Below are 25,469 nucleotides of genomic sequence, written 5' to 3'. Positions count from 1 at the left end.
CGGCTGCCGGGCGGCCGCCTGAGCCGGTCCCCCCACACAGGGGGGAAACAGGGGCAGATAGGTTGACGGAAGTCGAGCCCCAGGAGAACGATGCCGTCCGCCCAGCCCAGCGTCCTGTACGTCACCGACCTGACCTATGAGGCCCAGGGACGCCGGTACGGCGACGAGGACGTCTTCCTCAGCTCCCGGCTCCGCGACACCTTCACCGTCGCCCTCTGCCATCCCCGGGACGCGGTCGCGCTGATGGACGGCTTCGACGCGGTCGTCGTCCGCAACAGCGGCCCCGTACTCCACTACCAGGCCGCATACGAGGACTTCCGCACCCGGGCGCTGGCGCACGGCGTACGCGTCTACAACCCGCTCACCGGCAAGGCCGACATGGCCGGCAAGCAATACCTCCTCGACCTGAGCGCCGCGGACTACCCGGTCATCCCGACCGCCGACCGCCGCGACACCCTCGACCGGCTCCCGCCCGCGGACGCCTACGTGGCCAAGCCCAAGGCCGGCGCCGACTCGCTCGGCCTGCGCGTCCTCACACGGGACGACCTGGCCGGACTGGACGGACTCGACAGCGGCGACGTCCTCGTCCAGCCGCGCATCGACTTCCGCTACGAGGTCTCCTTCTACTTCGTCGACCACACCTTCCAGTACGCCCTCCGCACCCCCGACGCCGACCGGCGCTGGGCGCTGACGCCGTATCGGCCCACCGACGACGACCTGGCCTTCGCGCAGTGCTTCGTCGACTGGAACGCGCTCGACCACGGCATCCAGCGCGTCGACGCCTGCCGCACACGGGACGGCCGCCTGCTGCTGGTCGAACTTGAGGACCTCAACCCCTACCTGTCACTGGACCGCCTCGCCCCGGACGACCGTGACGCCTTCGTCACCGCCCTGAAGACGTCACTCCTCCACTTCGCCCAGCCGCACTGACCGCAGCGGCTTCGGAACTCAGGCGGTCGCCGTCCACGCGGGTTCCGACCTGCTTGATCTGGCGGAGGACGGGACTGATCTCCAGGGCTTCGACGCCGGGCAACGTTCCGACCCGGTCGGTGCTGAACTCGAAGAGCCGGTCGAGGTCATGGCAGTGGACGGCGGCGTGGAGGTTGTACGGACCGGACACCGCGGCGACGAACCCCACCTCGGGCATCTGCGCCATCGCCCGCCCGACGGTTTTGATCTCGGCCGGGTGGACCCGCATCCACAGGTTCGCCCGGGCCCGGAATCCCAGGGCCAGCGGTGCGGTCTCCACGTCGATGTGGACCACTCCGCCGGAGAGCAGCGCGTGCAGACGCCGGGACGCCCGACCCGGCGTGAGGTCGGCCGCGGCTGCGAGGTCGACGAGACTGGCCCGTCCGTCGGCGGCGAGGGCCGCGAGCAGCTTCTCGTCATGGGCGTCGAGCGGCGACGGGTGATCCCGCACCACCGGCCGTTCGGTGAACGGCCGGCCGCCGGGCCCGAGCGCGGACTCCTGCTCGGGCGTCAGGACTCCGGCGAGTGCGGCCCAGTAGTGCCCGCGCCCGCCGAGGAACTGTCGGAGGATCACCGATGTCTGGAGGTCGAGCACGGCGGCGGTGCGGGGGAGCCGGCGGCCCAGCAGGTCGTCGCGCTGTTCCTGTGAGCGCGAGCGCACGGCGCAGGTGACCTCGGAGCCGGCGGCGCTCAGGGCGACCCAGCTGACGTCGTCGCGCTGCGCGAGCGCTTCGGCGAGGGCCGTGCCGCTGCCGGGTCGGCAGCGCAGGCGCACCATCCACCGGCTCTGCCCGAGCGCCCCCGGGTCGACCACCCCGACCACCCGGATCGCCCCGGCCCGCAGCATGCGGCGGTAGCGGCGGGCGACGGTCAGCTCGGAGAGCCCCAGGACCGTCGCCACGGTCGCGAATCCGACCCGCGGATCAATCTGAAGGGCACGAAGGATTCGCACATCATCCGGCTCCAGGATGACGGAATCAACGATCACCGGACGCGCCATGGCGGCAACCCTACAGAAGGCGCCGTTTCCGGGCCGCTGCGCGCGCCGCGTGACCGAGGCTTGCCCGCACGGACACGACGGAAGGCGCACACGAGCGTGCGTCCCCGACGCGTACCCGGCTACTGCTGCCAGCGGCAGGGAGGAGCGTCATGAGAGTCATCGCCATCGAAGAGCACTGGACCACCACGAAAATCGACCGGGCACTGCGCGCGCAGCCGGCGGGGGCACGGGACGAGAGCGTGGCGTGGAACGACCGGGGGGACATCCCCGCCGCGCTGCTCGACATCGGCGAGCAGCGCATTGCGGCGATGGACGCGGCGGGCATCGACGTCCAGATCCTCGCGCTCGCCCCGCCGGGGACGCACGGGCTCCCGCCCCGCGAGGCGGTGGCGCTGAGCCGCGAGGCGAACGACCGCGCCAGCGAGGCCGCTCGTCGCCATCCGACCCGCCTGAGGGCCATGACGACGTTGCCGATGTCCGACCCGGACGCCGCGGTGGCCGAGCTCCAACGCACCGCGGACGCGCCCGGCCACGTGGGGATCATGTCCTACGGACGCAGCGGCGCGCGCCCGCTGGACGACCCCGCCCACGACGAACTGCTGGCCACCGCCGCCACCTTGGGGCGGCCCGTGTTCATCCATCCCCAGATTCCCCCGGACGCGGTCCGAGAGGCGTCCTACCGCGGGTTCGACCCGACCCTCGACCTCGCGCTGGCCACCTTCGGCTGGGGATGGCACGTCGAGGCAGGACTCGCGGCGCTCCGCCTCATCCTGCGCGGCACCTTCGACCGCCACCCGGACCTACAGATCGTCCTCGGCCACTGGGGCGAGCTGCTCCTGTTCGCACTTGACCGCATCGACGGCCTCTCCCGCCTCGCCACCCACCTCGACCGGCGAGTCGCCGACTACGTCGCCACCAACGTCCACATCGCGACCAGCGGCATGCTGACCCCCCGTCTGCTCCGCCATGCGCTGGCCTACACCAGCGTCGACCGCATCCTGCTCTCAGGGGACCACCCCTTCCACCGACTAGACGCCGCGACCCTCACCGCCTTCCTGCACACGCTTCCCAACCCCGACGACCAACAGAAGATCGCCCACACCAACGCCGAGTCGCTCTACGGCCTCCCACAGCCGCCCGCCGAGGCGGACGCCCGGACGACGACGAGCCTTCAGGAGAACTCATGAACCCGATCTCACCGAACACCACCGTGCTCCTCATCGGCGCCTCCCGCGGCCTCGGCCACGCGATCGCCGCGGAGTACCTCGACCGGGGATCCCGCGTCGTGGCGACCGTCCGCGGCCCGGCCCGCACCGCCCTGCACGAACTGCAGGAAACCGCCGGCGGGCGACTGGAGATCGAGCACGTGGACATCAACGCGCCCGAGCAGGTCCAGGCCCTCCGCGACCGGCTCGCCGTCCGCAGGTTCGATCTGCTCTTCGTCAACGCGGGCGTCACCCACCGCCTGGAGGAGACCACCGCGGACATCACGACCGAGGAGTTCACCCGCGTGATGATCACCAACGCGCTGAGCCCGATGCGGGTCATCGAAACGCTCGGCGAGCTCATCGCACCGAACGGCACCCTCGCGATCATGTCCTCCGGCCAAGGCAGCGTCGCCAACAACGAAGGCGGCGGCTTCGAGATCTACCGGGCCAGCAAATCCGCCCTCAACCAACTCATGCGCAGCTACGCCGCCCGCCACCACGACGACGGCCGCACGCTGCTCCTGATGGCGCCCGGCTGGGTCAGGACCGAACTCGGCGGCCCCCACGCCCGCCTCACCATCAGCGAGAGCATCCCCCACCTCGTCACGACCCTCGACGCCCAACGCGGCCACGCCGGCCTGCAATACCTCGACTACCGCGGCCAGACCGTCGCCTGGTGAGGACCCCGCCATCGAACCACCGCCGCGATCAGCCGCCGGGGAGGTCCGCCCGGCCGAGGTTCAGCCGCCGGCCCGGCAGTTGAGGTCCCCGGCCGGGAGCCGGCCCGTGGTCAGGTAGGCCGCGGCGCTCTTGTCCGCACAGGAGTTGGTGCCGTTGACGATGTGCCCCTCGCCACCGACGACGGTGACCATCCGGGAGCCGCGCAGGGCCCGGTGCATGGCCCGGCCGCCGGCCAGGGGCGTGGTGAGGTCCCATTCGTTCTGCAGGATCAGCGCACGGACCGTGTTGTTGACCGTCGTCCCGGGCTCGCTGCCCGGCTTCCAGAAGGCACACGGCATGACGTTGGACGCGAAATCGCCGGACAGCGGATACCGGGCCTTGTCGCGGATCGCGTCGCGCCGGTACTGCTCGGGGTCACGCGGCCACGACGTGCGGGTGTCGCCACACAGGACGGCCCAGGCGCCCGCGGCCGCATTGTCCGACGGAACGTCACGGGCAGAGGCCGGTGGGAGAGGCCCCGGGGCTCGCTCGGGCGCGCCGGACGGGCCCTGCTCCTCGGCCGCCTGCTTCAGCCCGGCGACCCATGCGGCGGCCTTCTGCATACGGGAGAACGCGGCGCGCTGAGCCCGGATGGCGACACCGGTGGAGCGCGTCCCGCCGTAGTCGATGGGCTCGCGGTCGGCCCGGGCCACGAGGTCCCAGAAGGTCCTGCGCACCTCGGCCGGGGTACGGCCCAGTCCGTACGTCCCGTGCCGCCGGGCGGTCCATGCGGTCCACCGCGTGAAGGCGGGCTCGGCCCGCTCCGCCATCGCCCGGAACATGCCCCGCCCGTACCGCCCGGGGTCGGCCGCACTGTCCAGCACGAAGCGGTCGGCTCGCCGGGGGAACATCTGGGTGTAGACGGCGCCGAGATAGGTGCCGTAGGAGAACCCCAGATAGGAGATCTTCTCCTCTCCCAACACGGCACGGATCACGTCCATATCGCGCGCCGTGTTGCGGGTGGTGAGGTGCCGCAGGACCTCACCCGCCTCGGCCCGGCACTTCTCGGCGACCGTACGCGCCCACTGCACGTCCTTCGCGAAGTCCGTGGCCTGGTACGGGCGTTCCACGTCCTGCTCGGCGTCGGTCAGACCACAACCGACGGGAGAACTGCGGCCGATCCCCCTCGGGTCGAATCCGATGAGGTCGTACTGTCTCTTCACTTTCTCGGGCAGTTTCACCGCCGGGTCGACCGGCAAATCCAGGCCCGGCCCCCCGGGGCCGCCCGGGTTGAGCAGCAGAACGCCGCGCCGCTCCTTCGCACTGCTCGCCCTCAACCGGGATACCGCGATGTCGATCGTCCTACCGCCGGGATCGCCGTAGTCCAGCGGCACTTTGACAGTCGTGCACTGTAAGGCGACGGGACGGTCCGTGCCACAGCGCTGCCAACGGGGATTCTGATGCGCCGCGGATTTCTCGGCGGCGGTAAAGGCCGTTGCGGGTGCCGGCGCCGAAACGAAAGTCGCCACGGTGCACAGGGCCAGGAGAGACGCTATTCGTGTGCTGCGCACCATGGTCAGTCCCTGGTGAGTTGTTGGTGGACGCACTGCGCGTATTGCCGCACCGGTCCCATGCGATGCCGTGCGAGGCGGCGACATCTCTCTTCCTTGCGTATCTCTTCCCTGCGTGTCTCTTCCTTGCGCATTCATCAGCCGTCCTCCGGTCAACTGCTCAGGGCACGATCCTGGTTTCCGGAGCCGCGAACGCGCATCGCGGGAAGGCGGGAGAAAATGCTCCCCCGATCGGGGGAGGCCCCCGGTGAACTGCGCGGCCATACTGGCCGAATCATGATCTGGGGAATCCGGCCGCTGTTGCGCGGCTCTACGTACGCGGGCATGCTGTTCGCCTCTTGCGGCGCATTGGCGAGCCTTCCACTGCTGCCTTTCGCCATGCTGCCGACACGGTTGTGGCCCTCCGCTCCCTATGGCGTGCAGGCCGTTCTGGTCCTCCTGGTCTGGGCCGTACTGATCGGCGCGGTGGGGCTGGCCCGCAGCACGCGGCGGGTGCTGATCGCGTGCGCCCGCCGCCTGCTGCGGGTGCCGTTGCCGGATCCGCTGGCCGTACGCCGGCCCGCGAACTCACCCGGTACCGGGCGGCCATCCGGCGCTGACCGCCTGCGTACTCCCCTCTGGCTGCTGCTGCACGTGGCGCTGGGGTGGACGGGAGCGCTGGTCGGCGGAGTGCTGATGCTCGGGGGCCTGGCCCTCCCGTTCGGCGCCGAGGCGGGGCTGAGCCTGTTCGGCCGGACGGTGCGGCCGGAGCCCGGCTGGCAGAGCTGGGTGGCGGCGCTCGGCTGCGTCCTGCTCGCCGCGGTGGTGTGCGTGGTGGTGACGAAGGCCCTGCGGTGGTTGGCGCCCAGGCTGTTGGGGCCGTCGCCGGCCGAGCGGCTCGCGCTGGCGGCCGAGCGGGAGCTGGCGCTGGCCGAACGCAACCGACTGGCCCACGAGTTGCACGACTCGATCGGGCACACGCTGACGGCGAACACGATCCAGGCCGCGGTGGCGGGCGAGGTGCTCTCCGCCGACCCGGTGGCGGCGCGGGCCGCCCTGCGCAGCATCGAGGAGTCGGCCCGGGCCGCACTGGAGGACCTGGACTACGTACTGGGCGTGCTGCGCGAGCAGCCCGCGGAGACCGCACCGCCGCGCACCCTGGCCGATCTGCCCGAGCTGCTCGACCGGTTGCGGCATGCGGGCGCGGTGGCGGAGCCGGAGCTGTCGGGCGACTTGGCGCAGGTGCAGGGGACGCTCTCCCGCGCGGCGTACCGGATCCTTCAGGAGGGACTGACGAACGCGCTGCGGCACGGGGCGGGCGGTCCGATCGAAGTCCGGGTGGTGGCGGCGTCGGACGCACTGGAGCTCCGTGTGATCAACCGGACCGAGGCGGCCACGGGCATCGGCACGGACCCGGGCGCCTTCCCGACGTCCGGGCGCGGCATGCCCGGTCTCGCCGAGCGCGTGCGGCTGCTGCACGGCGAGATCGAGGCCGGCCCGCACGGGCCGCAGCACTGGCGGTTGGCGGTCCGGCTGCCGGTACGGGTCTCGGCATGACCGGCCCTGACCCCAGCGCCACCGCCACGACCGGCGCCGCCATCAGCCCCACCCCTGCCGGCACCCCCGTCACCCTCCTGATCGCGGACGACGACGAGGTGACCCGCAGCGGTCTGCGTACGTTGCTCGCGGCCCAGCCGGGGATCAAGGTGGTCGGGGAGGCCGCCGACGGCGTCGAGGCGGTCGAGCAGGCGCGGCGGCTGCGCCCGGACGTGGTCCTGATGGACGTGCGGATGCCACGCCGCAACGGAATCGAGGCCACCCGGCAGCTGCTGGCCGAGTCGGCCGAACCGCCGAAGGTCGTGGTGATCACCACCTTCGAGAACGACGACTACGTCACCGCCGCACTCAGCGCGGGTGCCAGCGGGTTCGTACTCAAGCGGCTTCCGGTCCGGCAGATCGCGGAGGCGGTGCGGGTGGTGGCGGCGGGGGAAGCGATCCTTTTCCCCGCGGCGCTGCGTCGGATGGTCGCCGCCCGCCCACTGGACTCCGCCGCCGCGCTGCCGAGAGCGGCGCTGACGGACCGGGAGGAAGAGGTGCTGCGGTGGATGGCCACCGGCCTGTCCAACCCGGAAATCGCAAAGTCGCTCACGGTGAGCCTGGAGACGGTGAAGACCCACGTCGGCAACGTGCTGGCCAAGCTCGGCGCGCAGAACAGGACCCATGCGGTGGTGATCGCGTACGAGTCCGGCCTGGTGGTGCCGGGGTTCGCCGGCTGACCCGGTCTGACCTCGACCCTTGACCTCACCTGGCGGCCGCCGCCCCAGCGGCGGCCGCCAAATGACTCCCGGAATGGGGCCGTACAAGACATCGATTGGTCCCGCGCGGTTCCGGTGGACTTCCGGGAGAAGGTCATCTCCCAGATTTCTCCCAGACTTCTCCCACGAGGCGGTCTGCGGATGGTGTCACCCTGGCCGCGCGTCGCTTTGCATCAGCACGTTTGCGTGATCTTGTTCGCTACTGCTCGGCTGCTCACAGTCGAGTGTGGAGGGTGCTCATGGGCCAGGACGCCAGGCTCTTGCGGCGCGCTCGGACTGCGGGGATTCTCGTTGTGGTCCGCGAGCGACCAGCGGACGTCATGGACATGGTCCGCAAGGCCCGTTTGCGGGATGAGCGGGATGGCCGCCTTCGGAGCGCGGCGGGACGATGAGTCGGGCTTCGTCGACGGCCCTCAGGCTTCGTCCGCTATGACAGAAACTGGCCATGCGAACTACGAATGTCTACTGCTGCCAGTGTAGTTTTTCCTCGGTTGCAGCAAAGGGATCAAAACTGCCCGCAATGGCCGAGCGCCGCGTGCCAGGCTGGCTCCGCTGCCCTGGGTCGGCCTATGGGCAGTGTTTTCCGTCCCGCTGCCCGCTCGGGTTGTCCTCAGACTGCGCAGCCGCGGCTTCTCCAGCACCCGTCCTCCGAGATGGGACGGTTGCTTGCGTGAGCTCATGACTCCGGAGATGCCCAGCGGGCCGAGCGGGAAAGGCGTCATGCCCTGGCCCCGCGATCTCACCCGGCACGCCGCTCCTGGCGTGTCGCGCCGCGAACCGTCCCCGACGGTTGTGCGGTGTGGTGCGGCCAGGCGTGGTGGGTACCCGGCTCGTGCCTGCGGAGCCCGGGTGGTGGCCGAGGAGGTCGACGTATTCCCGCTCGAATACGGGCGAGCGGAATCCTGAATATCTCATGCCGCAACTACAGAAATGGCCACTGCCGCAGTAAGGTTTTTTTACGCTCTCGAAAGCTTCGGGACCATCTGCCGCGCACGGCCGCCAGTACCGTGCTACCTTCGATCTCAGTTGCAGTTGTGGTTCCCAAGACTTCAAGCGCGCTCGCTGTCGTACATGGCGGAGCGCTTTCGTATTGCCGGTGTTTCTTTCCGGACGGGCAATCAACGCAGCGATACGGAGCTCGCACGGTGTGGGCTCCGGGCATTGCCCCGAAGGAGATATGACATGGCTACTGGCACCGTGAAGTGGTTCAACGCGGAAAAGGGCTTCGGCTTCATCGAGCAGGATGGTGGCGGCGCCGACGTCTTCGCCCACTACTCGAACATCGCCGCCCAGGGCTTCCGCGAGCTGCAGGAAGGCCAGAAGGTGAACTTCGACGTCACGCAGGGCCAGAAGGGCCCGCAGGCCGAGAACATCGTTCCCGCCTGACGCTGACGCGTAGCACCGTAGCTGGGGCCCGCACCTTGGGTGCGGGCCCCAGCTCGTTGCTTTTTTCCGCGTGCCCCACAACGGCCGCGCACGTGGCGTGCGGGCGGGCAGCCAGTTGCTCTTCCTTACGGCGTTGCCGGACCCGCTTCGGCGCGCAGGGTCGACATATTCCCGCCCCGCTTCGTTCCATCTCATTTCATCGGTTCGTTCTTGCGATTCTTTGTGGGCGGCCCATTGCCGCCGGGAATTCCTCGACGCACCGCATCGAGGAAGGTTCTCCATGAACCGCACAGCTCGCACGAATGACCGCTACTCCCGCTCTGCCCGCTCGTCCGACTCAGGCCGCGGCGGCTACCGCTCCGGTCGGCCGAACCGCTCGGGCACGGGTCGTTCCGGGGGCCCCGGACGGCGTCCCGCGACACTGCAGGGAGAGTTCGCCCTGCCCGTCACCCACACTCCCGCCCTGCCCCCGGCCGAGGCTTTCGCCGAGCTGGACATGCCGTCGCCGCTGCTGGCGGCCCTCAGCGCGGAAGGCATGTCCGCCCCGTTCCCCATCCAGGCCGCCACGCTGCCGAACTCGCTGGCCGGGCGCGATGTTCTCGGCCGCGGTCGCACCGGATCGGGCAAGACGCTGGCCTTCGGTCTGGCCCTGCTGGCCCGTACCGCCGGGCAGCGCGCGGAGCCCCGCCAGCCGCTGGCGCTGGTCCTGGTCCCGACCCGGGAACTGGCCCAGCAGGTCACCGACGCCCTCACCCCCTATGGCCGGTCGCTCAAGCTGCGCCTGGCCACCGTCGTCGGCGGAATGTCGATCGGCCGCCAGTCCAGCGCACTGCGCGGCGGGGTCGAGGTGGTCGTCGCCACGCCGGGACGGCTCAAGGACCTCATAGAGCGCGGTGACTGCAGGCTGAACCAGGTCGCTATCACCGTGCTGGACGAGGCCGACCAGATGGCCGACATGGGCTTCATGCCCCAGGTCACCGCGCTGCTCGACCAGGTTCGGCCCGAGGGGCAGCGGATGCTCTTCTCGGCCACCCTGGACCGCAACGTCGACCTCCTGGTCCGGCGCTACCTGACGGACCCGGTGGTCCACTCCGTCGATCCTTCGGCGGGCGCGGTCACGACGATGGAGCACCACGTGCTGCACGTCCACGGCGCCGACAAGCACGCCACCACCACCGAGATCGCCGCCCGCGAAGGTCGGTCGATCATGTTCCTGGATACCAAGCACGCCGTGGACAACCTCACCAAACACCTGCTGAACAGCGGTGTCCGCGCCGCGGCCCTGCACGGTGGCAAGTCCCAGTCCCAGCGCACCCGCACCCTGGCCCAGTTCAAGACCGGCCATGTCACCGTCCTGGTGGCCACCAACGTCGCCGCCCGCGGCATCCACGTCGACAACCTCGATCTCGTCGTCAACGTCGACCCGCCCAGCGACCACAAGGACTACCTGCACCGCGGTGGCCGTACCGCGCGCGCCGGCGAGTCCGGCAGCGTCGTCACCCTCGTCCTGCCCAACCAGCGCCGCACCATGAACCGCCTGATGGCGGACGCGGGCATCACCCCGCAGACCACCCAGGTCCGCTCCGGCGAGGCCGAACTGAGCCGCATCACCGGCGCCCAGGCACCCTCCGGCACCCCGGTCACCATCGCCGCACCAGTTGTCGAACGCGCCAAGCGCAGCGGCTCCTCCACGCGAGGCCGCCGCAGCCGCCCCGCCCAGGCCCGTCGTGCCGCCGGATCAGCCCGTACCGGGACACCGACTGCGCGGCAGACCTCCTAGGCCCCGGCCGCCTAGCCCGGTCAGGACGATCACGCTCGGCTCGTCGGATCACCATCGTCACGGAGGCTTTCGTTGATGCTGCAGAGCTACCCCCAGGGGGACTTCCCCGGCAAGGCAGCCGGCGACGTCATGTCGTCGCCGGGACCACAGGTCGGCGACGACATGGTCGTCGACGTGGCTCTGTCCGTCCTCATCGGGGCCGGTGTCGACCATCTCCTCGTCCGTGACGAGGACGGGCGGTGTACGGGCCTGATCACCCGTTCCCAGATGACAGAACATCACCAAGGCTCCTGGTACACCGAGGAGACCCGGTTGCGGGACCTCATCTACGACCGTGGGCCCTTCACTTCGCCCGTGATGTCCGCACACGACGCGGAACGCGCCATGCGTCAACGCGCGCTGTGGGCCTCACCCGTGATCGGTGAGGACGGGCACGCCCTGGGCGTCGTCGTCCTCACCCGTTGATCCCTCTCCATCCGGGCCGGCGATCCGTTTCCGGCTTCTCTTCGACCTTGTGGAGGCACGATGCGCGTCGTCATCGCCCGCTTTCCTTTCGACCTGCTCAAGACCGAGGTGCAGGATGCGATGAAGGGCATCAAAGCCGAACCCGTCACGGGTGAGTCCGTGCTCATCGGTCGCCGCCATTACCCCGTCAAGCAGGTCGGGGAGATCATCACCGGGCAGGATCGCCGTGACTTCTCCGCCTGTGAAGTGACCCGAGCCCTGAGCCGCCTCGGCTTCGTGTGCCGCCCGGCTGCCGCTCTCGTGCCACCGACCGGTCTCACACCACTGGAGACGGCGTCGGCCTTGCTGGGGCACCCGGCCCGAGCCTGACCGGACCGCTGTGGGCAAAGAATCCGCCCCGCAGCTGCCAACTCGGCGGTCGGAAGAGCGCAAGGATCCCTGGCTGTCAGCGAGGCCCAACAGCCAAGAGGAGGGCGGAAGCTGTGTCCCGCACCCGGCTGCCGCTCTGGTGGAGCGGGCGGCCGAGCTGGTGGATGCGGCGGAGACTCGTGCCCCGGTCCGGCAAGGCCCCAAGAACGTGCTCCCCGAACGCCTCCGACCGGCCCGGGCCCCCCGTCCGGGACCAGCGTTCACCTCCTGCCATCGCCGGCCCCTTGCCAGGTCGGATCCTCCTGATCCATTGCTCCGCAGGCGGCATGTCACGCGAGAAATCCGCGAGCGATCTATCGTCAAGGTATGAGCGTGTTCATCAAGCTGGTGGAGAACCGGCCCCCCAAGGAATACTCGGAGCTGGCGGTTGCAGATATCTCCTACGACGACATCACCGAGGGCGAGTCGCCCGCGACGTACGAGTACGACCTGCTTCCGTGCGGCGCATTGCGGATCCTGAGGGTGACCAAAGGCGAAGCCGCTGTCGTCGATTCGATCTACGCTCCGGGACTCTGGTTCCGTGTCCGGGGGCAGTGGCGCGGTAATCCGGAATAGCAAGAACTCTGCCGGTGGCCGGGCGCTGCCGGCTGCTGAGCCCGGTCGTCGGCGCTTGAGGTCCGAGCAGAATGTGCTCATGCTTCGCGTCAGCCTACGGAATCACGTCGGAAGCTACCTGCAGGTGTACCGTGGATTGTGGGTAGCGCACTCTCACGTGTTGCGCCTGAAAGGACGGCCCCGGCGGTTTCACCGGGGCCGTTTCAGGATTCACGCCGAGCGTGCTGGCGCGGTCTCACGGGCGCCATGGCCGCCCTCGGAGTCCCAGACCGCTTCTCGCGCCTGGTCGGCTTCTGTCATGATCCGTTGGAATGCGGCCCTCTTTAGCAGATCACTCGCTGTGTGGCTGCGCAGCGGACCGGTAGCCGCGGTCATCAGCCAGGCGGCGATGGCCGGATCCGTCTGCGGCGGAATCACCAGCAGGTCCCAGCGGCCGACGGCGTAGGAGAGCAGCAACAGCTTGTGAGGGTCTTGCTCGGCCTTGAACCAGCCGACGCTCACCACGTGCCCATCAACGGGCACCCTCCGTGGGATGACCGGCCACTGGGTCGGGTTCACCGTGACATGCGTGATGCGCCCCCAAAGGGGATCCAGCACCGCGGTCAACGCAGGAAGTTCCGCCGCCAGGTCGCGGGAGCGGGGCCACCAGGCACCGTCAAGAAGAGCACCAGGGGTGTCCGTCGAGGCGAGTGCGAGTCGCAGCGGCAGCGAAAAGGTCCGCTTCTCGACCGCCGGCGTATACAGAATGGTCGCGGTCATAACGCGGACCTGTCCCCGGGCCGGTGTACGCCGGCCCGGTGTTGTGAATCGCCGAGAACGACAGGAGCTCAGAGACTCTTATGCGAAATGTCCTCGGTAATTTCAGGATACTCCCGAATACAGCCCGCCGGACGGTTTCGGGGTGACGGATATCAGGGCGTTTTGGCGTTGTCCCGCGACTCATCGGCATATGGTCTGTCGCTGGCTGCCGCTACAGGAATGCGGCGTTACGGAAAGCGTTGCGAATCAGGAAATCGGGTTTCGGTCGCGGGTGTAGTAAAACTCGTTTGGCAGACTCGCCGGGAAGGAGCCCGAAGGTCGTCTCCGTCGCGAGGGGCGTCGGGCTGGTCGATCAGCCGCTGGACTTCGCTGTGGCGTTCGCATTCAGCAGGCGTCACCGTGTGACGCCTGCTTGTCACGCGATCGGGGACTTTCCCGACCGGAGCCCGGAGCCGGGGGTGGTGGTGACGCTGTCGGTGAGGCGGCGGATCATGTGCCATCCGGTGCCGCCGTTGAGCCAGGGGTGCGTTCGCGCGGGGGCGCCGGGTTGAGGTCGCTGAAGGCGACGTTCGCTGCATCGGCGGTTGCGCCGAGTGCGAGGGTGCAGTGGCCGCCTCCGTGACGCAGGGCGTTGGTGAGCGGGCGACGCCGCGGGCGCGTGCTCACGCCCCGCTTGGGTCGGCTGTGCCGCCGGGCTCAGCTTGTGCCGCCGGGCCGGTCTTCAACTCGGATGGCAATCTTCCGGGTGTGCATGAGACAGAAGCCCACTCACTGACTGTTGAGAAAATCTGTCACGCCGAGAGTAGACATGGGTGCGTGCGGGGGTTAGTGTTTCCTCGTACCCAAGAAGTCGAAGAGGGCACGGCAGAGATGAACTGCCGTGCGAGCAGGTCAGGCAGGATGCGGAACGGCAGTGGAGTGGCGGGGCCGGAAATGGTGGGTTCCGTCACTGGCTGCCGGGCCGAGCGGCCCCAGGGGCCGCATGCAGTACCCGCGATACCCAGCAGTACAACCGAGCAACCGAATGAGGTAAGGAGCAGACGCCATCAGGATCGCCCGGGCGAGGAAGAACACCGCTCGGGTACTGCAGGCCCCGGATTGGAAGGTGGTCCCCGGTCACGTATTCGCGATCCCCGCACCTCCGCCCTCCCAGGCGGACCAGCGGAACAAGAGAGCCGGCGCAGTCAGCCGGTAGATGGTGTTGAAAGCTCGGGGCCCGGGTGCCAGTACGGCACTCGGGCCCCTCGACGCGTCCCCGAAAGAAGAGGTCTATGCCCCCTCGCAGTTCCCGCCCCGCCGACAAGTTCGACGACGACGATTACCCCGCCTACACCATGGGCCGGGCCGCCGAGATGCTCGGCACCACCCCCGCCTTCCTCCGCGCCCTTGGCGAGCACCGCCTGATCACCCCGCTGCGCTCCGAAGGCGGCCACCGCCGCTACTCGCGCTACCAGCTGCGCATCGCCGCCCGCGCCCGCGAACTCGTCGACTCCGGCACCCCCATCGAAGCCGCCTGCCGCATCGTCATTCTCGAAGACCAGCTCGAAGAAGCCCAGCGCATCAACGAAGAACTGCGCACCCGCGGCGCCACGTCGTAACGGCGTTTCGAGACCGATCTGCCCGAGCTGAGCACCGCTGCGGCCGCGACCTGACCCGCGACGGCAGACGTTGTCCCGGCGGCCGGGCCAGCACCGTGAACCAGGCCCGTCCGCTGCACCGAGGTTCAGGAGAGCCTTGCGTCGCTTGGCCAACTCGCCACGCCCCAACGCATGGCCGCCCGCCGGCAGTCCTGGGGACCGGGCAGGCTCCGGTGCTGCCGCCCGGGTGGCGTGGTGCGAGGCGAAGGATGTTTTCGACAGGGTGAATGAGAGCCGCTCGGGCAGTGGGATCGAGCAGCGATGGTGCGGGTGTCGGTTCACTCCATGGTGGCGAAGTGGTCGGCGGCGCCACCGTGCCACTCGATCATGAAGAGGGTGGCGTCGTCGCTGGTGCGCCCGCCTCGTTCCCTCTTCAGCGTGTGGGAGAGCCGGCGCAGGTCCGCCCGCAGCCCCTCTGACGGCTCTTCCCCCAGGCGGTTGACGCAGCCGATGAGGCGTTCCTCGCCGAACGGCTCCCCGCCGGCGACATGCTCCTCGATGATGCCGTCGGTGTAGCACAGCACCCGGTCGCCCTGCTGAAGCGTGTGCTCTCTGACCCGGGGCGCCTCGCCTCCGAAGCCGACGGGCAGCGTCGTCGCGCTCTCCAGCTGCCGCACGACCCGGCCCTCCCGGATCAGCAGCGGCGCGGGGTGGCCCGCGTTGACCAGCTCCATCTCCCCGGTGGAGATGTTCATGTGCATCAGCTGCGCCGTGACGAAGTGGTCAGGCCCGAACTGCTGGGAGATGGCATCGTCCATGAACGCGTACTTCTCGGCCAGGCTGACGAACACGCGCCGGGCATGGCGGTAGGCGCCGATGACGACGGTCGCCATCGCGGCGGCGTCCAGGCCGTGGCCCATCGCGTCGATGACGGCCGTGTGCAGGATGTTGTCGTTGAGGGCGTAGTCGAAGCTGTCACCGGCGACGCGGTAGGCGGGCTCTAGGATGCCGGCCACCTCGACCTGCGGCACGGACATCGTCAGCGGCGGCAGCAGGCCCCACTGGATCTCCGCAGACACGCTCATCGGCTCCCGACGCCGGACCAGGAAGAACTGGTCGGTGTAGGCATTCTTGGTGACCAGCATGTCGGCAACCAGGCCGGCGAGCCGGCCCAGCAAGCGCCGGTCATCGTCGTCGACGGCGTCCAGAGTCAGGGCCATGACGCCCACCTGGTCGCTTCCGTCCAGCAGGGGCAGATACATCCGGACGCTGCCGCCGGCCTGTGGTACCTCGACGACAGCCGCGCGCAGGAAGGCCCGGCCGGCGGGGGAGCCGGTCACCGGCTCAGGCTGGCCCACGTGCAGTTTCCTGCCAGGCAGCGGCACCAACAGCTCCTGCGCGTAGTCCTGGAGCAGGATGGAGACGTCACGGCCGCCGATCCCGGCCACCTCTTCCGCGATCAGGGGGGCGATCAGCTGCGGTGGCAACAGCCGCGCCCTGTCCAGCAGCAGGCCGAGCAGCCGCTCGCCAAAACCCTCCGACCGGTCCACCACGCCCTTGTCCGGCTGCCGCTCACCTTCCGCCATAGCCATGTCCTTCCATCCCGCTGGCCTCATTTCGCATGACACAGGGGCGATTCACCGGGCGGTGTGGTGTTCGGCTTCTGTGGCCTGGAGCCGGTGGGACTCGGTGCCGGTCTGGATGAAGGTGCAGCGGAAAGTGATCCGGTCAGCGATGGCCGCGCAGAGCCGCGGCTCGTTGATCGCCTCCCACTCGTTGAACGGGGAGTTTGTGGCGACCGCGGTCGCCTTGCGTTCTTCCCGCTCGGTGAAGATCTGGAACAGCAGCTTGGCGCCCTTCGTGTCCAGGTCGAGAGAGCCGAGAGGCGGCTTCCGCACCGTTGGCACCGGATGGTTGAGGGTCTTGACGACCGTCTTGCACGAGACTCTGTACCGCTGAGCCAGCGTCCGCTGCGACACCATCGGATCCAGCCGGCGGTCCCGGCGGATCCGCTCGAAGATCCACTCACGCGATCGGTACACGAAAAGGTCTCCTGACACGACCTTGACCAACGCACACAGCATGACCGGCCAACGGCCCAAGACCTCTATTACGCCGAAAGCGGCATGTCGCACACGATCAGATCGGGTGGTCCCCATTCTCGTTGCCCAGACGGTGGTCCCCAATCTCACCGCCCGAGTGGCCCCCCTACGCCCTGTCGAAAACACGTAGAGGGAAGACCGTCGCGCCACGCCGGTCTATCGGATCGGCCACGGACAGCGGCTGCGCGCAACGGCGCTGCGGGCGCTGCCCAGGTGACCCCCACGCCACAGCCATACAAGAACGCGCACGAGCCGTCTCCCGCCGCTTGCGGGCGTACCGATAGGGGATGGAGTCCCCTCTCGGCCCTTTTCGGCCGACGAGGCTTTACTGTCTGGTCAACCTGCAGCGGTTCAGGGTGGCCAAGACCGGGAACGTCTCGCGGATGCGGTCTGCGAATCCGGGGGCGAGCAGCGAGTAGGCCAGCAACATGGCGGCGTCGTATCCGACCGGGGCGAGCCCGAAGCCCTCCCAGTCCAGCAGATGCTGGGGGAGCCCGAACAAGATCGTCTCCCAGATTTCTCCCAAACGATCTCCAGGAACGAATCAGGGGCCTGATCCACCGAGTGGATCAGGCCCCTGATCTGTTGTTCCTTCAGTCGGGGTGGCGGGATTTGAACCCACGACCTCTTCGTCCCGAACGAAGCGCGCTGCCAAGCTGCGCTACACCCCGAAGCAACGAGCTCTACTTTAGCGGACTGATCCCCGTAGGTGAAATCCGCTTTCGGTCGGCGACGGAGACGGGTCTGACCTGGGGTTTTGTCGGGCGGGGTCGGCGGGGGTGCGGGGTGCTGGAGGGGCGGGGCGGGCCACCGAAGGGGGCAAAGTGACGGAGGTCACCACGGATTGGGTCGTGATGTGGCTTCCGGGGGCGGAGGCCGGCCCGCCGAGGTCGCACGCGGCCCCGGCCCCTGAGACGAGGGGCCGGGGCCGGGGCGTTGTGTCAGTCGCGCGCCGTCAGCGTCAGGAGGGTGGCCTCCGGGGGGCAGGCGAAGCGGACGGGGGTGTAGCGGTTGGTGCCGCAGCCGGCGGAGACGTGGAGGTAGGAGGTGCGGCCGTCGGCGGTGTGGGTGGAGAGGCCCTTGGCGCGCTGGGTGTCGATGTCGCAGTTGGTGACGAGGGCGCCGTAGAAGGGGACGCAGAGCTGACCGCCGTGGGTGTGGCCGGCGAGGATCAGCGGATAGCCGTCGGCGGCGAAGGCGTCCAGGGACCGCAGGTACGGGGCGTGGACGACGGCCAGCGAGAGGTCGGCGTCGACTTCCGGGCCGCCGGCGACCTCGGCGTAGCGGTCGCGCTTGATGTGCGGGTCGTCCAGGCCGGTCAGCGCGATCTCGGCGCCCTCCAGCTTGAGGTGGCCGCGGGTGTTGGAGAGGTTGACCCAGCCGGCGCTGTCGAAGGCGTCGCGGAGGTCCTCCCAGGGGTTGTGGACGACGCCGACGGCGGGGGTGTTGCCGTTCAGGCCGTGCCGGCCCTGGACCTTCTCGACCAGGTAGCGGGCGGGGTTTCGCAGCTTGGGGCCGTAGTAGTCGTTGGAGCCGAAGACGTAGGCGCCGGGGAACTCCATCAGCGGGCCCAGGGCGTCCAGGGTCTCCGGGACGCCCTCGGGGTCGGAGAGGTTGTCGCCGGTGTTGACGACGAAGTCGGGGCGGAGCCCGGCGAGCGACTGGAGCCAGCGCTGTTTCTTGCGCTGCCCGCTGACCATGTGGATGTCGGAGACCTGGAGGACGCGCAACGGCCGCATGCCGTGGGGCAGTACGGGCACGGTGACGCGTCGCAGGCGGAAGGAGCGGACTTCGAAGCCGGCGGCGTAGGCCAGGCCGGCCGCGCCGACCGCGGCAAGGGACAGGGGAACTCCGTATCGCGCGCGCATGTCTCCATGGTTGCAGAGTGGGCGGAGGGCGGGGAGCGGCGATCTTGGTCGGAGGGCCGGCGGGCGGCCCCCGCGGCGCGGCGGCGGGTGGGCGGCGGCGGGGCGCGCGGTGGGAAAAGGCGCGGCGGTTGTCGGTGGGTGGAGGCATACTCAACGTCATGACCACGCTCAAGGCCAAGCTCAAGGACGACCTCACCGCCGCGATCAAGGCGCGCGACGAGCTGCGTTCCTCCACCCTCCGTCTGACGCTGACCGCGCTCCAGAAGGAGGAGGTGGCGGGCACAGAGGCGCGTGAGCTGTCCGACGGCGAGGTCGAGAAGATCATTGCGCGGGAGGCGAAGAAGCGTCGCGAGGCCGCGGAGGCGTTCGACAAGGGCGACCGGGCCGCGCAGGCCGACCGCGAGCGCGCCGAGGGCGAGGTGCTCGCCGAGTACCTCCCCAAGCCGTTGACCGACGACGAGCTGGAGTCGCTGGTCGCCGAGGCCGTGGCGGAGGCCACCGGGGCCGGGGCCGAGGGCCCGAAGGCCATGGGCGCCGTGATGAAGATCGTCAACCCGAAGGTGGCGGGCCGTGCCGACGGCGGCCGGGTCGCCGCGATGGTGAAGAAGCTGCTGGCCGGCTGAGGCCGTACGCGACGGCCCGCCCTCGGCCGGCCGTTGCGCAGACGTCGAAGGGGCGCCCTCGCCAAGAGGGCGCCCCTTCTCCGTTCTGGAGGGCGGTCAGACGGACCGGCCGTTCACCAACCGCCGTTCCCGCCGCCCAAGAAGTCGGGGAAGCCGGGGATGTGCCAGCCGCCGCCGGGCTTGTTGTCACCGCCGCCGGGCTTCGGCTTCGGGTTGGGCTTCGGCTGGCCCTTGTTGCCGTCGTCGCCCTTGGCGTTGGGGTCGTCGATCGGGACGGTCGGCAGGGTCAGGGCCGGGCGGCCGGCCAGGGCACCGGTCATCAGGTCGCGCCAGATCGGGCCGGGGGTGTCGGCGCCGTAGACCTTGTCGTGCGGGACGCCGCCGATGGTGATGCCGTACATCTGGCGCTGGTGGCGCGGGTCGCCGACCCAGACCGCGCCGGCCGCGTTCGGGGTGTAGCCGACGAACCAGGCGGCGTAGCGGCTGTCCGTGGTGCCGGTCTTGCCGGCGCTGTCGCGGCCCGTGAGACCGGCCTGCTTGCCGGTGCCGTCCTCGACGACGCCCTTGAGGAGGGTGTTGACGGTGTCCGCGGTCTTCTTGGACATCGCGCTGCGGCAGTCGGTCTTCGGGACGTTCAGCGCCTTGCCCTGTGCGTCGGTGATCGACTCGATGGCGACGGGGGAGCAGTAGGTGCCCTCGTTGGCGAAGGTGGCGTACGCCGTGGCCATGGTCAGCGGGGACATCTCCTGGACGCCGAGCGCCATGGCGGGCACCTGCTTGAGGGGCTTGCCGTCGGCCCGTTGGAGCCCCATCTTCTGGGCCATCGTGATCGCGGGGCAGATGCCCATGTCGCTGATCAGCTGTACGTAGTAGGTGTTGACCGACTTCGCGGTCGCCTCCTTCATGGCGAACGGGCCGACTTCCTTGGGGTCCTCGTTCTGGAGCGTGCCGCCGCCGTTCCACTCGCCGGTGCAGGTCTGGACCGGCTTCGGGTACGCCATCTTGAACGGCGAGGAGTACTGCTGGTACGGGCTGATGCCCTGCTCCAGCGCGGCCGCCGCGACGATCGGCTTGAACGTCGAGCCGGGCTGGTAGCCGGCGCCGCCGCCCATCTTGCGGTCGACCGAGAGGTTGATCTGGGTCTGGTTGGTGCCGAAGCCGTACGGCCGGGACTGGCCCATGCCGAGGATCTTGCCGGTGCCCGGCTGGACGACCGTGGAGGCACTGGCGACCGGGTCGTCCTCGAAGACGTGCTTGCTCAGCGACGCCTGGATCGACTTCTGGGTCTGCCGGTCCAAGGTGGTGCGGATGGTCAAACCGCCCTGCATCCAGCGCTTGGAACGGATCTCGCGGGTCGCGCCGAACGTCTTGTCGTTCAGCAGCACCTCGCGGACGTAGTCGCAGAAGAAGCCGGCGCCGTCGGTGGCGGTGATGCAGCCGTTCTGCGGGCGGCTGATCTTCAGCTTGATCGGCCGGGCGGCGGCCGCGTCGGCCTGGGCCCGGGTGATGTTTTTCAGGTCGGCCATCCGCCGCAGGACGGTGTTGCGCCGCTCCGTCGCCGCCTGCGGGTGGTTGACCGGGTCGTACCGCGTCGGGGACTGGACGATGCCGGCGAGCAGCGCCGACTCCTCCAGGCTCAGGTCCTTGGCGGGCTTGCTGAAGTAGCGCTGGGCGGCGGACTCGACGCCGTACGCCTGCTCACCGAAGAAGGTGATGTTGAGGTAGTTCTGGAGGATCTTGCGCTTGCCGAGCTTCTCCTCCAGCTTGATCGCGTACTTCAGCTCCTTGACCTTGCGGCCGAGGGTCTGCTGGGTGGCCTGCGCGACCTTGTCCGGGTCGTCGCCGGCCTCCTCGATGAAGACGTTCTTCACGTACTGCTGGGTCAGGGTGGACGCGCCCTGGGCGACCCCGCCCGACTGCGCGTTCTTGTTGACCGCGCGCAGGATGCCCTTCAGGTCGATGGCGCCGTGCGAGTAGAAGCGGGCGTCCTCGATGGCGACGATCGCCTGCTGGACGTACGGCGACATGTTCTTGAGGTCGACGACGGTGCGGTCGCGGGAGTAGACCGACGCGATCTCGCCACCGTCGGCGTCGAGGATGGTGGTGCGCTGGCTGAGCGGCGGGGTCTTGAGGTTGGCCGGGATGTCGTCGAAGCCCTCGACGGACGTCTTGGCCGCGAGGCCGAGCGCTCCGGCGGCCGGCAGCGCGATCCCGGCGAGGACGGCTCCGGCAAGGACGCTGACACCGAGGAACTTGGCGGCCTGCTGGGTCTTGGATTGACCCCCGCCCTCGCGCTTCTTAGCCATGAGGGCACCCTACGTTCTCATTCGCCGGACAGGGGCGCACCTGTTCGCTTAGCCTGTTCCCATCTGCCGCAGCGGAATGGTTTCTCCCCAGTACGTCAACCCCTGCTCCCGGCGCGGACGCTGTCCCACTTGTCCGCCGTGCGCCAGAAATCCCTTGCTGTCACGGCGAAGTGTCCCGCTTGGGAGGGAAGTGACGTATGTCGCACGGTCACTCCGTTGGGTGATCTGCCGCGTACGCATAGTCCGTTCGGGCCATTCAAGATTGGGCCCGAAGGGGGTGTTGCGCCCTGCCTGCCTTCCGTAACGTCCTCAACTGGCAACGGTGAATATGCCGTTTGCCGCCGTGGGGGAGCCTCGATTCGGGAGAGGACGGCGCCAGCATGGGCTGGGTAACCGACTGGAGTGCACAGGCAGCGTGCCGCACTACCGATCCGGACGAACTGTTCGTGCAAGGGGCGGCGCAGAACCGCGCCAAGGCGGTGTGCACCGGGTGTCCGGTGCGCACGGAGTGCCTGGCCGACGCCCTGGACAACCGGGTGGAGTTCGGCGTGTGGGGCGGGATGACGGAACGCGAGCGGAGGGCGCTGTTGCGCCGCCGTCCGACGGTCACGTCATGGCGTCGCCTGTTGGAGACGGCGCGTACGGAATACGAGCGCAGCACTGGCCTGTTGCCGGTGGACTGCTCGGACGACGCGTTCGACGACGAGTACGCGGCGGTCGGGTAGGCCGCGTTCGCCGCCTGGCGGCGGGCCGTTGGCCAGTGGCGTCGGTCAGGCTTCGGTCTTGCCGGGGCGCAGCACCAGGCGGTCACCGATCGCGCGCAGGCCCGCGAGGTCATGGACGTCACCGGGCAGCGCGCCGACCTCCGTCACCGGCACCTCGGGGTGCAGTGCGGTGAAGCGGTCACGGGTGCGCCGTTCGCGCGCCAGGACCTGCATGCGTTCCGCGTGCAGCCGCAGCAGCCCGGCGGCGAGTTGCGCTGCCGAGGCCGGAGGGGATGCCGCCTGCTCCGCGGCGGCGGGGGAGGAGCCGCCGGGGGTACGTGATCCAGTCTTCCCGCCGGCTAGATCGACAATGCCGTCCGGCTCAAGATTTTCCGCGGACGATGAACCAGCCTCGCTGGAGGGCGAGTTGAGGTCGTCGTACGGCTCCTGCGGCGGCTCCGCGTCCTCTGGTGCGCGGTCGGCGAAGTCCTCCGTCAGGGCCTCCGCGGCGGCCAGCGCCCGCTCGGCGCTGAGCTGGGCCGCGCCGCTGCCGTGGACGCGGTTGAGCACCAGCCCGGCCAGCGGCATCTGTTCGGCGGCCAGCCGCTCGACGAAGTACGCCGCCTCGCGCAGCGCGTCCCGCTCCGGCGCGGCGACCACCAGGAACGCCGTGCCGGGCGCCTGGAGCAGGCGGTAGGTGGCGTCCGCGCGGGTGCGGAAACCGCCGAACATGGTGTCCATCGCGGCCACGAACGTCTGGACGTCGCGGAGGAGTTGGCCACCCATGAGCTTGCTGAGGGTGCCGGTCATCATCGACATGCCGACGTTGAGGAACTTCATGCCGGCCCGCCCGCCGACCTTCGCCGGCGCCATCAGGACCCGGATGAACTTGCCGTCCAGGAACGAACCCAGCCGCTTGGGGGCGTCCAGGAAGTCCAGCGCGGAGCGGCTCGGCGGGGTGTCCACGACGATCAGGTCCCAGTCGTCGCCGGCGCGGAGCTGGCCGAGCTTCTCCATCGCCATGTACTCCTGCGTGCCGGCGAAACCGGCCGACAGGGACTGGTAGAAGGGGTTCTCCAGGATGGCGCGGGCCCGCTCGGCGTCCGCATGGCCCTCGACGATCTCGTCGAAGGTGCGCTTCATGTCCAGCATCATCGCGTGGAGTTCGCCGCCGGCGGTCTCGTCGACGCCCTTGACCCGGCGGGGGACGTTGTCGAGCTCCGAGATGCCCATCGACTGCGCCAGGCGGCGGGCCGGGTCGATCGTCAGCACCACGACCTTGCGACCGCGCTCGGCGGCACGCACCCCCAGCGCCGCGGCGGTGGTGGTCTTGCCGACGCCACCCGAACCGCAGCACACCACGATGCGGGTGCGCGGGTCGTCGATCAGGGCGTCGACCTCCAGCCACGGGGCCGAGGCGTCCAGCGTCGTGTCGTCGGAGGTCATATGGGCCCCTGTTTCCGCAGGTCTCTGGCCAGGCCGTAGAGCCCGGCGAGGTCCACTCCCTCGGGGAGCAGCCCCAACTCGTAGGTGGGCAGGCCGAGGTCGGTCAGTGCGGCGTGCTGGGCGCGCTCCAGCTCGACCCGCTCGGCGTGCTCGCGCGCCTGCTCCAGCAACGGGTCGATCAGGCGCTCGGCGAGGCCGCCGCGCCGGGCGCCGCCCAGACCGGCCTGGGAGAGCGCCTTGGCGATGCCGGCCCGGGCGCCGCGGGCGGCGACCTCCAGATCCCCGTTGTCCAGCAGCGCGGGGCGGGTCATGTTGATGACGACGCCGCCCACCGGGATGCCGACGGCGCGCAGCTCGGCGATGCCGTCGGCGGTCTCCTGGACGGGCATCTCCTCCAGGAGGGTCACCAGGTGCACCGCGGTCTCGGGGGACTTCAGCACGCGCATCACGGCCTGGGCCTGATTGTGGATCGGGCCGATCTTGGCCAGGCCGGCGACCTCGTCGTTGACGTTCAGGAAGCGGGTGACGCGGCCGGTCGGCGGGGCGTCCATCACGACCGCGTCGTAGACGAACGCGCCGCTCTTGTCCTTGCGGCGGACCGCCTCGCACGCCTTGCCGGTCAGCAGGACGTCCCGCAGGCCGGGGGCGATGGTGGTGGCGAAGTCGATCGCGCCGAGCTTCTTCAGGGCCCGGCCGGCGCTGCCGAGCTTGTAGAACATCTGGAGGTAGTCCAGCAGGGCGCGCTCGGCGTCGATGGCCAGGGCGTGCACCTCGCCGCCCCCGGGGGCCACCGCGATCTTGCGCTCCTCGTAGGGAAGCGCCTCGGTCTCGAACAGCTGGGCAATGCCCTGCCGACCCTCGACCTCGACCAGGAGGGTACGGCGCCCCTCGGTGGCGAGGGCGAGGGCGAGGGCAGCGGCGACCGTGGTCTTTCCGGTGCCGCCCTTGCCGCTGACGACATGGAGCCTGCTCACGCCATGGAGCCTAACCAGTCCGCGTCCCGCGTACGCACGGGATACGCCTGGGAACACCCGGAGATCCGCCCGCACGCGGTCAGGGACGGCGTCGGGGATGTGCCCTAGGGGTCGCGGACCCGGAGCCCCCGGGACAGGCATTACGCTCGGCCCATGACCAAGTGGGAATACGCAACCGTGCCGCTGCTCGTGCACGCGACGAAGCAGATTCTGGACACCTGGGGCGAGGACGGCTGGGAGCTGGTCCAGGTCGTGCCGGGCCCGAACAACCCCGAGCAGTTGGTGGCCTACCTGAAGCGGGAGAAGGCGTGAGCGCCGTAGAGGAGAAGATCGCGGCGCTCGGCCTGAAGCTGCCGGAGGTCGTGCCGCCGCTGGCCTCCTACCAGCCCGCGGTCCGTTCCGGTGCGTACGTCTACACCTCCGGCCAGCTGCCCATGGTGGACGGCGCGCTGCCGGTCACCGGCAAGGTCGGTGCCGAGGTCAGCCCCGAGCAGGCCAAGGAGCTCGCCGCGGTCTGCGCGCTGAACGCGCTGGCCGCCGTGAAGTCCGTCACCGGCGACCTCGACAAGATCGTCCGGGTTGTGAAGGTCGTCGGCTTCGTGGCCTCCGCGCCGGAGTTCACCGGCCAGCCGGGCGTCGTCAACGGCGCCAGCGAGCTGCTCGGCGAGATCCTGGGCGAGAAGGGCGTGCACGCCCGCTCCGCGGTCGGCGTGGCGGTGCTGCCGATCGACGCCCCGGTCGAGGTCGAGATCCAGGTCGAGATCGCCGACTGACGCGGCACGAGCGGTGCGCT

Annotated in this window: 25 protein-coding genes and 1 tRNA gene; 15 read left to right on the top strand and 11 right to left on the bottom strand. The window is 69.7% G+C overall.

Annotated elements, in window-relative coordinates; all coding sequences use genetic code 11:
• Positions 1–90: 90 nt before the first annotated feature.
• Positions 91–930: a hypothetical protein gene (locus ACO0M4_RS17375; RefSeq protein WP_430371483.1), complete on the top strand. Its 840-nt coding sequence runs from the start codon at positions 91–93 to the stop codon at positions 928–930.
• Here the strand turns inward: ACO0M4_RS17375 and ACO0M4_RS17370 are convergent.
• A complete protein-coding gene (locus ACO0M4_RS17370; RefSeq protein WP_430371482.1) occupies positions 884–1,969 on the bottom strand; it encodes an Lrp/AsnC family transcriptional regulator in 1,086 nt (361 codons plus the stop codon). The two genes, ACO0M4_RS17375 and ACO0M4_RS17370, sit on opposite strands and share 47 nt — an antisense overlap.
• A 149-nt stretch (positions 1,970–2,118) precedes the next feature.
• Between ACO0M4_RS17370 and ACO0M4_RS17365 the strand changes: the two genes are divergently transcribed.
• Complete coding sequence (locus ACO0M4_RS17365; protein WP_430371480.1) at positions 2,119–3,156, top strand: amidohydrolase family protein; 1,038 nt, start codon at positions 2,119–2,121, stop codon at positions 3,154–3,156.
• Complete coding sequence (locus ACO0M4_RS17360) at positions 3,153–3,857, top strand: SDR family oxidoreductase (RefSeq protein WP_430371479.1); 705 nt, start codon at positions 3,153–3,155, stop codon at positions 3,855–3,857. Before ACO0M4_RS17365 ends, ACO0M4_RS17360 begins: the two co-directional genes overlap by 4 nt.
• A 60-nt stretch (positions 3,858–3,917) precedes the next feature.
• On the opposite strand, the gene ACO0M4_RS17355 is transcribed toward ACO0M4_RS17360, so the two are convergent.
• Positions 3,918–5,411 (bottom strand): alpha/beta hydrolase, encoded by a 1,494-nt coding sequence (locus tag ACO0M4_RS17355; protein ID WP_430371478.1) that lies wholly within the window; start codon positions 5,409–5,411, stop codon positions 3,918–3,920.
• A 273-nt stretch (positions 5,412–5,684) separates the two neighbouring features.
• Here ACO0M4_RS17355 and ACO0M4_RS17350 point away from each other — a divergent pair, with 273 nt between their 5' ends.
• The 7 genes from ACO0M4_RS17350 (at position 5,685) to ACO0M4_RS17320 (ending at position 12,317) form a co-directional block, all read left to right on the top strand.
• Entirely contained in the window at positions 5,685–6,944 is a 1,260-nt protein-coding gene (locus ACO0M4_RS17350; protein ID WP_430371477.1) for a sensor histidine kinase, read from the top strand.
• On the top strand, positions 6,941–7,663 hold the full coding sequence (locus tag ACO0M4_RS17345) for a response regulator transcription factor (RefSeq protein WP_430371475.1): 723 nt from the start codon (positions 6,941–6,943) through the stop codon (positions 7,661–7,663). The genes ACO0M4_RS17350 and ACO0M4_RS17345 overlap by 4 nt, the downstream gene beginning before the upstream one ends.
• A 1,221-nt stretch (positions 7,664–8,884) precedes the next feature.
• Complete coding sequence (locus ACO0M4_RS17340; protein WP_069775160.1) at positions 8,885–9,088, top strand: cold-shock protein; 204 nt, start codon at positions 8,885–8,887, stop codon at positions 9,086–9,088.
• A gap of 280 nt (positions 9,089–9,368) precedes the next feature.
• On the top strand, positions 9,369–10,868 hold the full coding sequence (locus ACO0M4_RS17335; protein WP_430371473.1) for a DEAD/DEAH box helicase: 1,500 nt from the start codon (positions 9,369–9,371) through the stop codon (positions 10,866–10,868).
• Between the two features lie 75 nt (positions 10,869–10,943).
• Positions 10,944–11,333 (top strand): CBS domain-containing protein, encoded by a 390-nt coding sequence (locus ACO0M4_RS17330; RefSeq protein ID WP_430371471.1) that lies wholly within the window; start codon positions 10,944–10,946, stop codon positions 11,331–11,333.
• Between the two features lie 60 nt (positions 11,334–11,393).
• Positions 11,394–11,702: an SCO5918 family protein gene (locus ACO0M4_RS17325; RefSeq protein WP_430371469.1), complete on the top strand. Its 309-nt coding sequence runs from the start codon at positions 11,394–11,396 to the stop codon at positions 11,700–11,702.
• A 366-nt stretch (positions 11,703–12,068) separates the two neighbouring features.
• Positions 12,069–12,317 carry a hypothetical protein gene (locus ACO0M4_RS17320; protein WP_430371468.1) on the top strand — a complete coding sequence of 83 codons (249 nt, stop codon included), beginning with the start codon at positions 12,069–12,071 and terminating at the stop codon, positions 12,315–12,317.
• A 210-nt stretch (positions 12,318–12,527) separates the two neighbouring features.
• On the opposite strand, the gene ACO0M4_RS17315 is transcribed toward ACO0M4_RS17320, so the two are convergent.
• Positions 12,528–13,076, bottom strand: coding sequence for a DUF5994 family protein (locus ACO0M4_RS17315; protein ID WP_430371467.1), 549 nt, complete (start codon positions 13,074–13,076; stop codon positions 12,528–12,530).
• Positions 13,077–14,347: 1,271 nt separating this feature from the next.
• On the opposite strand from ACO0M4_RS17315, the gene ACO0M4_RS17310 reads away from it, so the two are divergent.
• Complete coding sequence (locus tag ACO0M4_RS17310; RefSeq protein WP_083106644.1) at positions 14,348–14,674, top strand: MerR family transcriptional regulator; 327 nt, start codon at positions 14,348–14,350, stop codon at positions 14,672–14,674.
• 317 nt (positions 14,675–14,991) lie between these two features.
• Here ACO0M4_RS17310 and ACO0M4_RS17305 read toward each other — a convergent pair whose 3' ends face one another.
• From ACO0M4_RS17305 to ACO0M4_RS17285, 5 genes are all read right to left on the bottom strand, one after another.
• Complete coding sequence (locus ACO0M4_RS17305; RefSeq protein WP_430371466.1) at positions 14,992–16,239, bottom strand: PP2C family protein-serine/threonine phosphatase; 1,248 nt, start codon at positions 16,237–16,239, stop codon at positions 14,992–14,994.
• Positions 16,240–16,290: 51 nt separating this feature from the next.
• A complete protein-coding gene (locus tag ACO0M4_RS17300; RefSeq protein ID WP_430371465.1) occupies positions 16,291–16,695 on the bottom strand; it encodes an ATP-binding protein in 405 nt (134 codons plus the stop codon).
• Positions 16,696–17,080: 385 nt separating this feature from the next.
• Positions 17,081–17,281, bottom strand: coding sequence for a hypothetical protein (locus ACO0M4_RS17295; protein WP_430371463.1), 201 nt, complete (start codon positions 17,279–17,281; stop codon positions 17,081–17,083).
• A gap of 71 nt (positions 17,282–17,352) precedes the next feature.
• A tRNA-Pro gene (locus ACO0M4_RS17290) sits at positions 17,353–17,426 on the bottom strand.
• A gap of 270 nt (positions 17,427–17,696) precedes the next feature.
• Positions 17,697–18,623, bottom strand: a complete 927-nt coding sequence (locus tag ACO0M4_RS17285) for a metallophosphoesterase (protein WP_430371462.1) — start codon at positions 18,621–18,623, stop codon at positions 17,697–17,699.
• A gap of 158 nt (positions 18,624–18,781) precedes the next feature.
• Here ACO0M4_RS17285 and ACO0M4_RS17280 point away from each other — a divergent pair, with 158 nt between their 5' ends.
• A complete protein-coding gene (locus ACO0M4_RS17280; RefSeq protein ID WP_430371461.1) occupies positions 18,782–19,246 on the top strand; it encodes a GatB/YqeY domain-containing protein in 465 nt (154 codons plus the stop codon).
• A gap of 113 nt (positions 19,247–19,359) precedes the next feature.
• Here the strand turns inward: ACO0M4_RS17280 and ACO0M4_RS17275 are convergent, their stop codons facing one another.
• Positions 19,360–21,552 (bottom strand): transglycosylase domain-containing protein, encoded by a 2,193-nt coding sequence (locus ACO0M4_RS17275; protein WP_430371459.1) that lies wholly within the window; start codon positions 21,550–21,552, stop codon positions 19,360–19,362.
• Between the two features lie 380 nt (positions 21,553–21,932).
• On the opposite strand from ACO0M4_RS17275, the gene ACO0M4_RS17270 reads away from it, so the two are divergent.
• Positions 21,933–22,277, top strand: a complete 345-nt coding sequence (locus ACO0M4_RS17270; protein ID WP_020930847.1) for a WhiB family transcriptional regulator — start codon at positions 21,933–21,935, stop codon at positions 22,275–22,277.
• Positions 22,278–22,322: 45 nt separating this feature from the next.
• On the opposite strand, the gene ACO0M4_RS17265 is transcribed toward ACO0M4_RS17270, so the two are convergent.
• A complete protein-coding gene (locus ACO0M4_RS17265; RefSeq protein ID WP_430371457.1) occupies positions 22,323–23,702 on the bottom strand; it encodes an ArsA family ATPase in 1,380 nt (459 codons plus the stop codon).
• A complete protein-coding gene (locus tag ACO0M4_RS17260) occupies positions 23,699–24,676 on the bottom strand; it encodes an ArsA family ATPase (protein ID WP_430371456.1) in 978 nt (325 codons plus the stop codon). The genes ACO0M4_RS17265 and ACO0M4_RS17260 overlap by 4 nt, the downstream gene beginning before the upstream one ends.
• 153 nt (positions 24,677–24,829) lie before the next feature.
• Here ACO0M4_RS17260 and ACO0M4_RS17255 point away from each other — a divergent pair, with 153 nt between their 5' ends.
• A complete protein-coding gene (locus ACO0M4_RS17255) occupies positions 24,830–24,988 on the top strand; it encodes a DUF4177 domain-containing protein (RefSeq protein ID WP_003967454.1) in 159 nt (52 codons plus the stop codon).
• Positions 24,985–25,449: a RidA family protein gene (locus tag ACO0M4_RS17250; protein WP_430371453.1), complete on the top strand. Its 465-nt coding sequence runs from the start codon at positions 24,985–24,987 to the stop codon at positions 25,447–25,449. The genes ACO0M4_RS17255 and ACO0M4_RS17250 overlap by 4 nt, the downstream gene beginning before the upstream one ends.
• Positions 25,450–25,469: the final 20 nt, after the last annotated feature.

Source organism: Streptomyces sp. RGM 3693 (assembly GCF_050471125.1).
In the GTDB taxonomy this organism is placed as follows: Bacteria; Actinomycetota; Actinomycetes; order Streptomycetales; family Streptomycetaceae; genus Streptomyces.
This window is presented reverse-complemented; position numbering and strand designations above follow the sequence as displayed.

Bases quoted from the DNA above. Each gene is read 5' to 3' on its own strand.
- ACO0M4_RS17370 (WP_430371482.1), bottom strand. From the start codon at position 1,969: ATGGCGCGTCCGGTGATCGTTGATTCCGTCATCCTGGAGCCGGATGAT.
- ACO0M4_RS17345 (WP_430371475.1), top strand. From the start codon at position 6,941: ATGACCGGCCCTGACCCCAGCGCCACCGCCACGACCGGCGCCGCCATC.
- ACO0M4_RS17255 (WP_003967454.1), top strand. From the start codon at position 24,830: ATGACCAAGTGGGAATACGCAACCGTGCCGCTGCTCGTGCACGCGACG.
- ACO0M4_RS17280 (WP_430371461.1), top strand. From the start codon at position 18,782: ATGACCACGCTCAAGGCCAAGCTCAAGGACGACCTCACCGCCGCGATC.
- ACO0M4_RS17335 (WP_430371473.1), top strand. From the start codon at position 9,369: ATGAACCGCACAGCTCGCACGAATGACCGCTACTCCCGCTCTGCCCGC.
- ACO0M4_RS17320 (WP_430371468.1), top strand. From the start codon at position 12,069: ATGAGCGTGTTCATCAAGCTGGTGGAGAACCGGCCCCCCAAGGAATAC.
- ACO0M4_RS17355 (WP_430371478.1), bottom strand. From the start codon at position 5,411: ATGGTGCGCAGCACACGAATAGCGTCTCTCCTGGCCCTGTGCACCGTG.
- ACO0M4_RS17330 (WP_430371471.1), top strand. From the start codon at position 10,944: ATGCTGCAGAGCTACCCCCAGGGGGACTTCCCCGGCAAGGCAGCCGGC.
- ACO0M4_RS17365 (WP_430371480.1), top strand. From the start codon at position 2,119: ATGAGAGTCATCGCCATCGAAGAGCACTGGACCACCACGAAAATCGAC.
- ACO0M4_RS17360 (WP_430371479.1), top strand. From the start codon at position 3,153: ATGAACCCGATCTCACCGAACACCACCGTGCTCCTCATCGGCGCCTCC.
- ACO0M4_RS17265 (WP_430371457.1), bottom strand. From the start codon at position 23,702: ATGACCTCCGACGACACGACGCTGGACGCCTCGGCCCCGTGGCTGGAG.
- ACO0M4_RS17310 (WP_083106644.1), top strand. From the start codon at position 14,348: ATGCCCCCTCGCAGTTCCCGCCCCGCCGACAAGTTCGACGACGACGAT.
- ACO0M4_RS17340 (WP_069775160.1), top strand. From the start codon at position 8,885: ATGGCTACTGGCACCGTGAAGTGGTTCAACGCGGAAAAGGGCTTCGGC.
- ACO0M4_RS17305 (WP_430371466.1), bottom strand. From the start codon at position 16,239: ATGGCGGAAGGTGAGCGGCAGCCGGACAAGGGCGTGGTGGACCGGTCG.
- ACO0M4_RS17285 (WP_430371462.1), bottom strand. From the start codon at position 18,623: ATGCGCGCGCGATACGGAGTTCCCCTGTCCCTTGCCGCGGTCGGCGCG.
- ACO0M4_RS17315 (WP_430371467.1), bottom strand. From the start codon at position 13,076: ATGACCGCGACCATTCTGTATACGCCGGCGGTCGAGAAGCGGACCTTT.
- ACO0M4_RS17375 (WP_430371483.1), top strand. From the start codon at position 91: ATGCCGTCCGCCCAGCCCAGCGTCCTGTACGTCACCGACCTGACCTAT.
- ACO0M4_RS17270 (WP_020930847.1), top strand. From the start codon at position 21,933: ATGGGCTGGGTAACCGACTGGAGTGCACAGGCAGCGTGCCGCACTACC.
- ACO0M4_RS17350 (WP_430371477.1), top strand. From the start codon at position 5,685: ATGATCTGGGGAATCCGGCCGCTGTTGCGCGGCTCTACGTACGCGGGC.
- ACO0M4_RS17275 (WP_430371459.1), bottom strand. From the start codon at position 21,552: ATGGCTAAGAAGCGCGAGGGCGGGGGTCAATCCAAGACCCAGCAGGCC.
- ACO0M4_RS17325 (WP_430371469.1), top strand. From the start codon at position 11,394: ATGCGCGTCGTCATCGCCCGCTTTCCTTTCGACCTGCTCAAGACCGAG.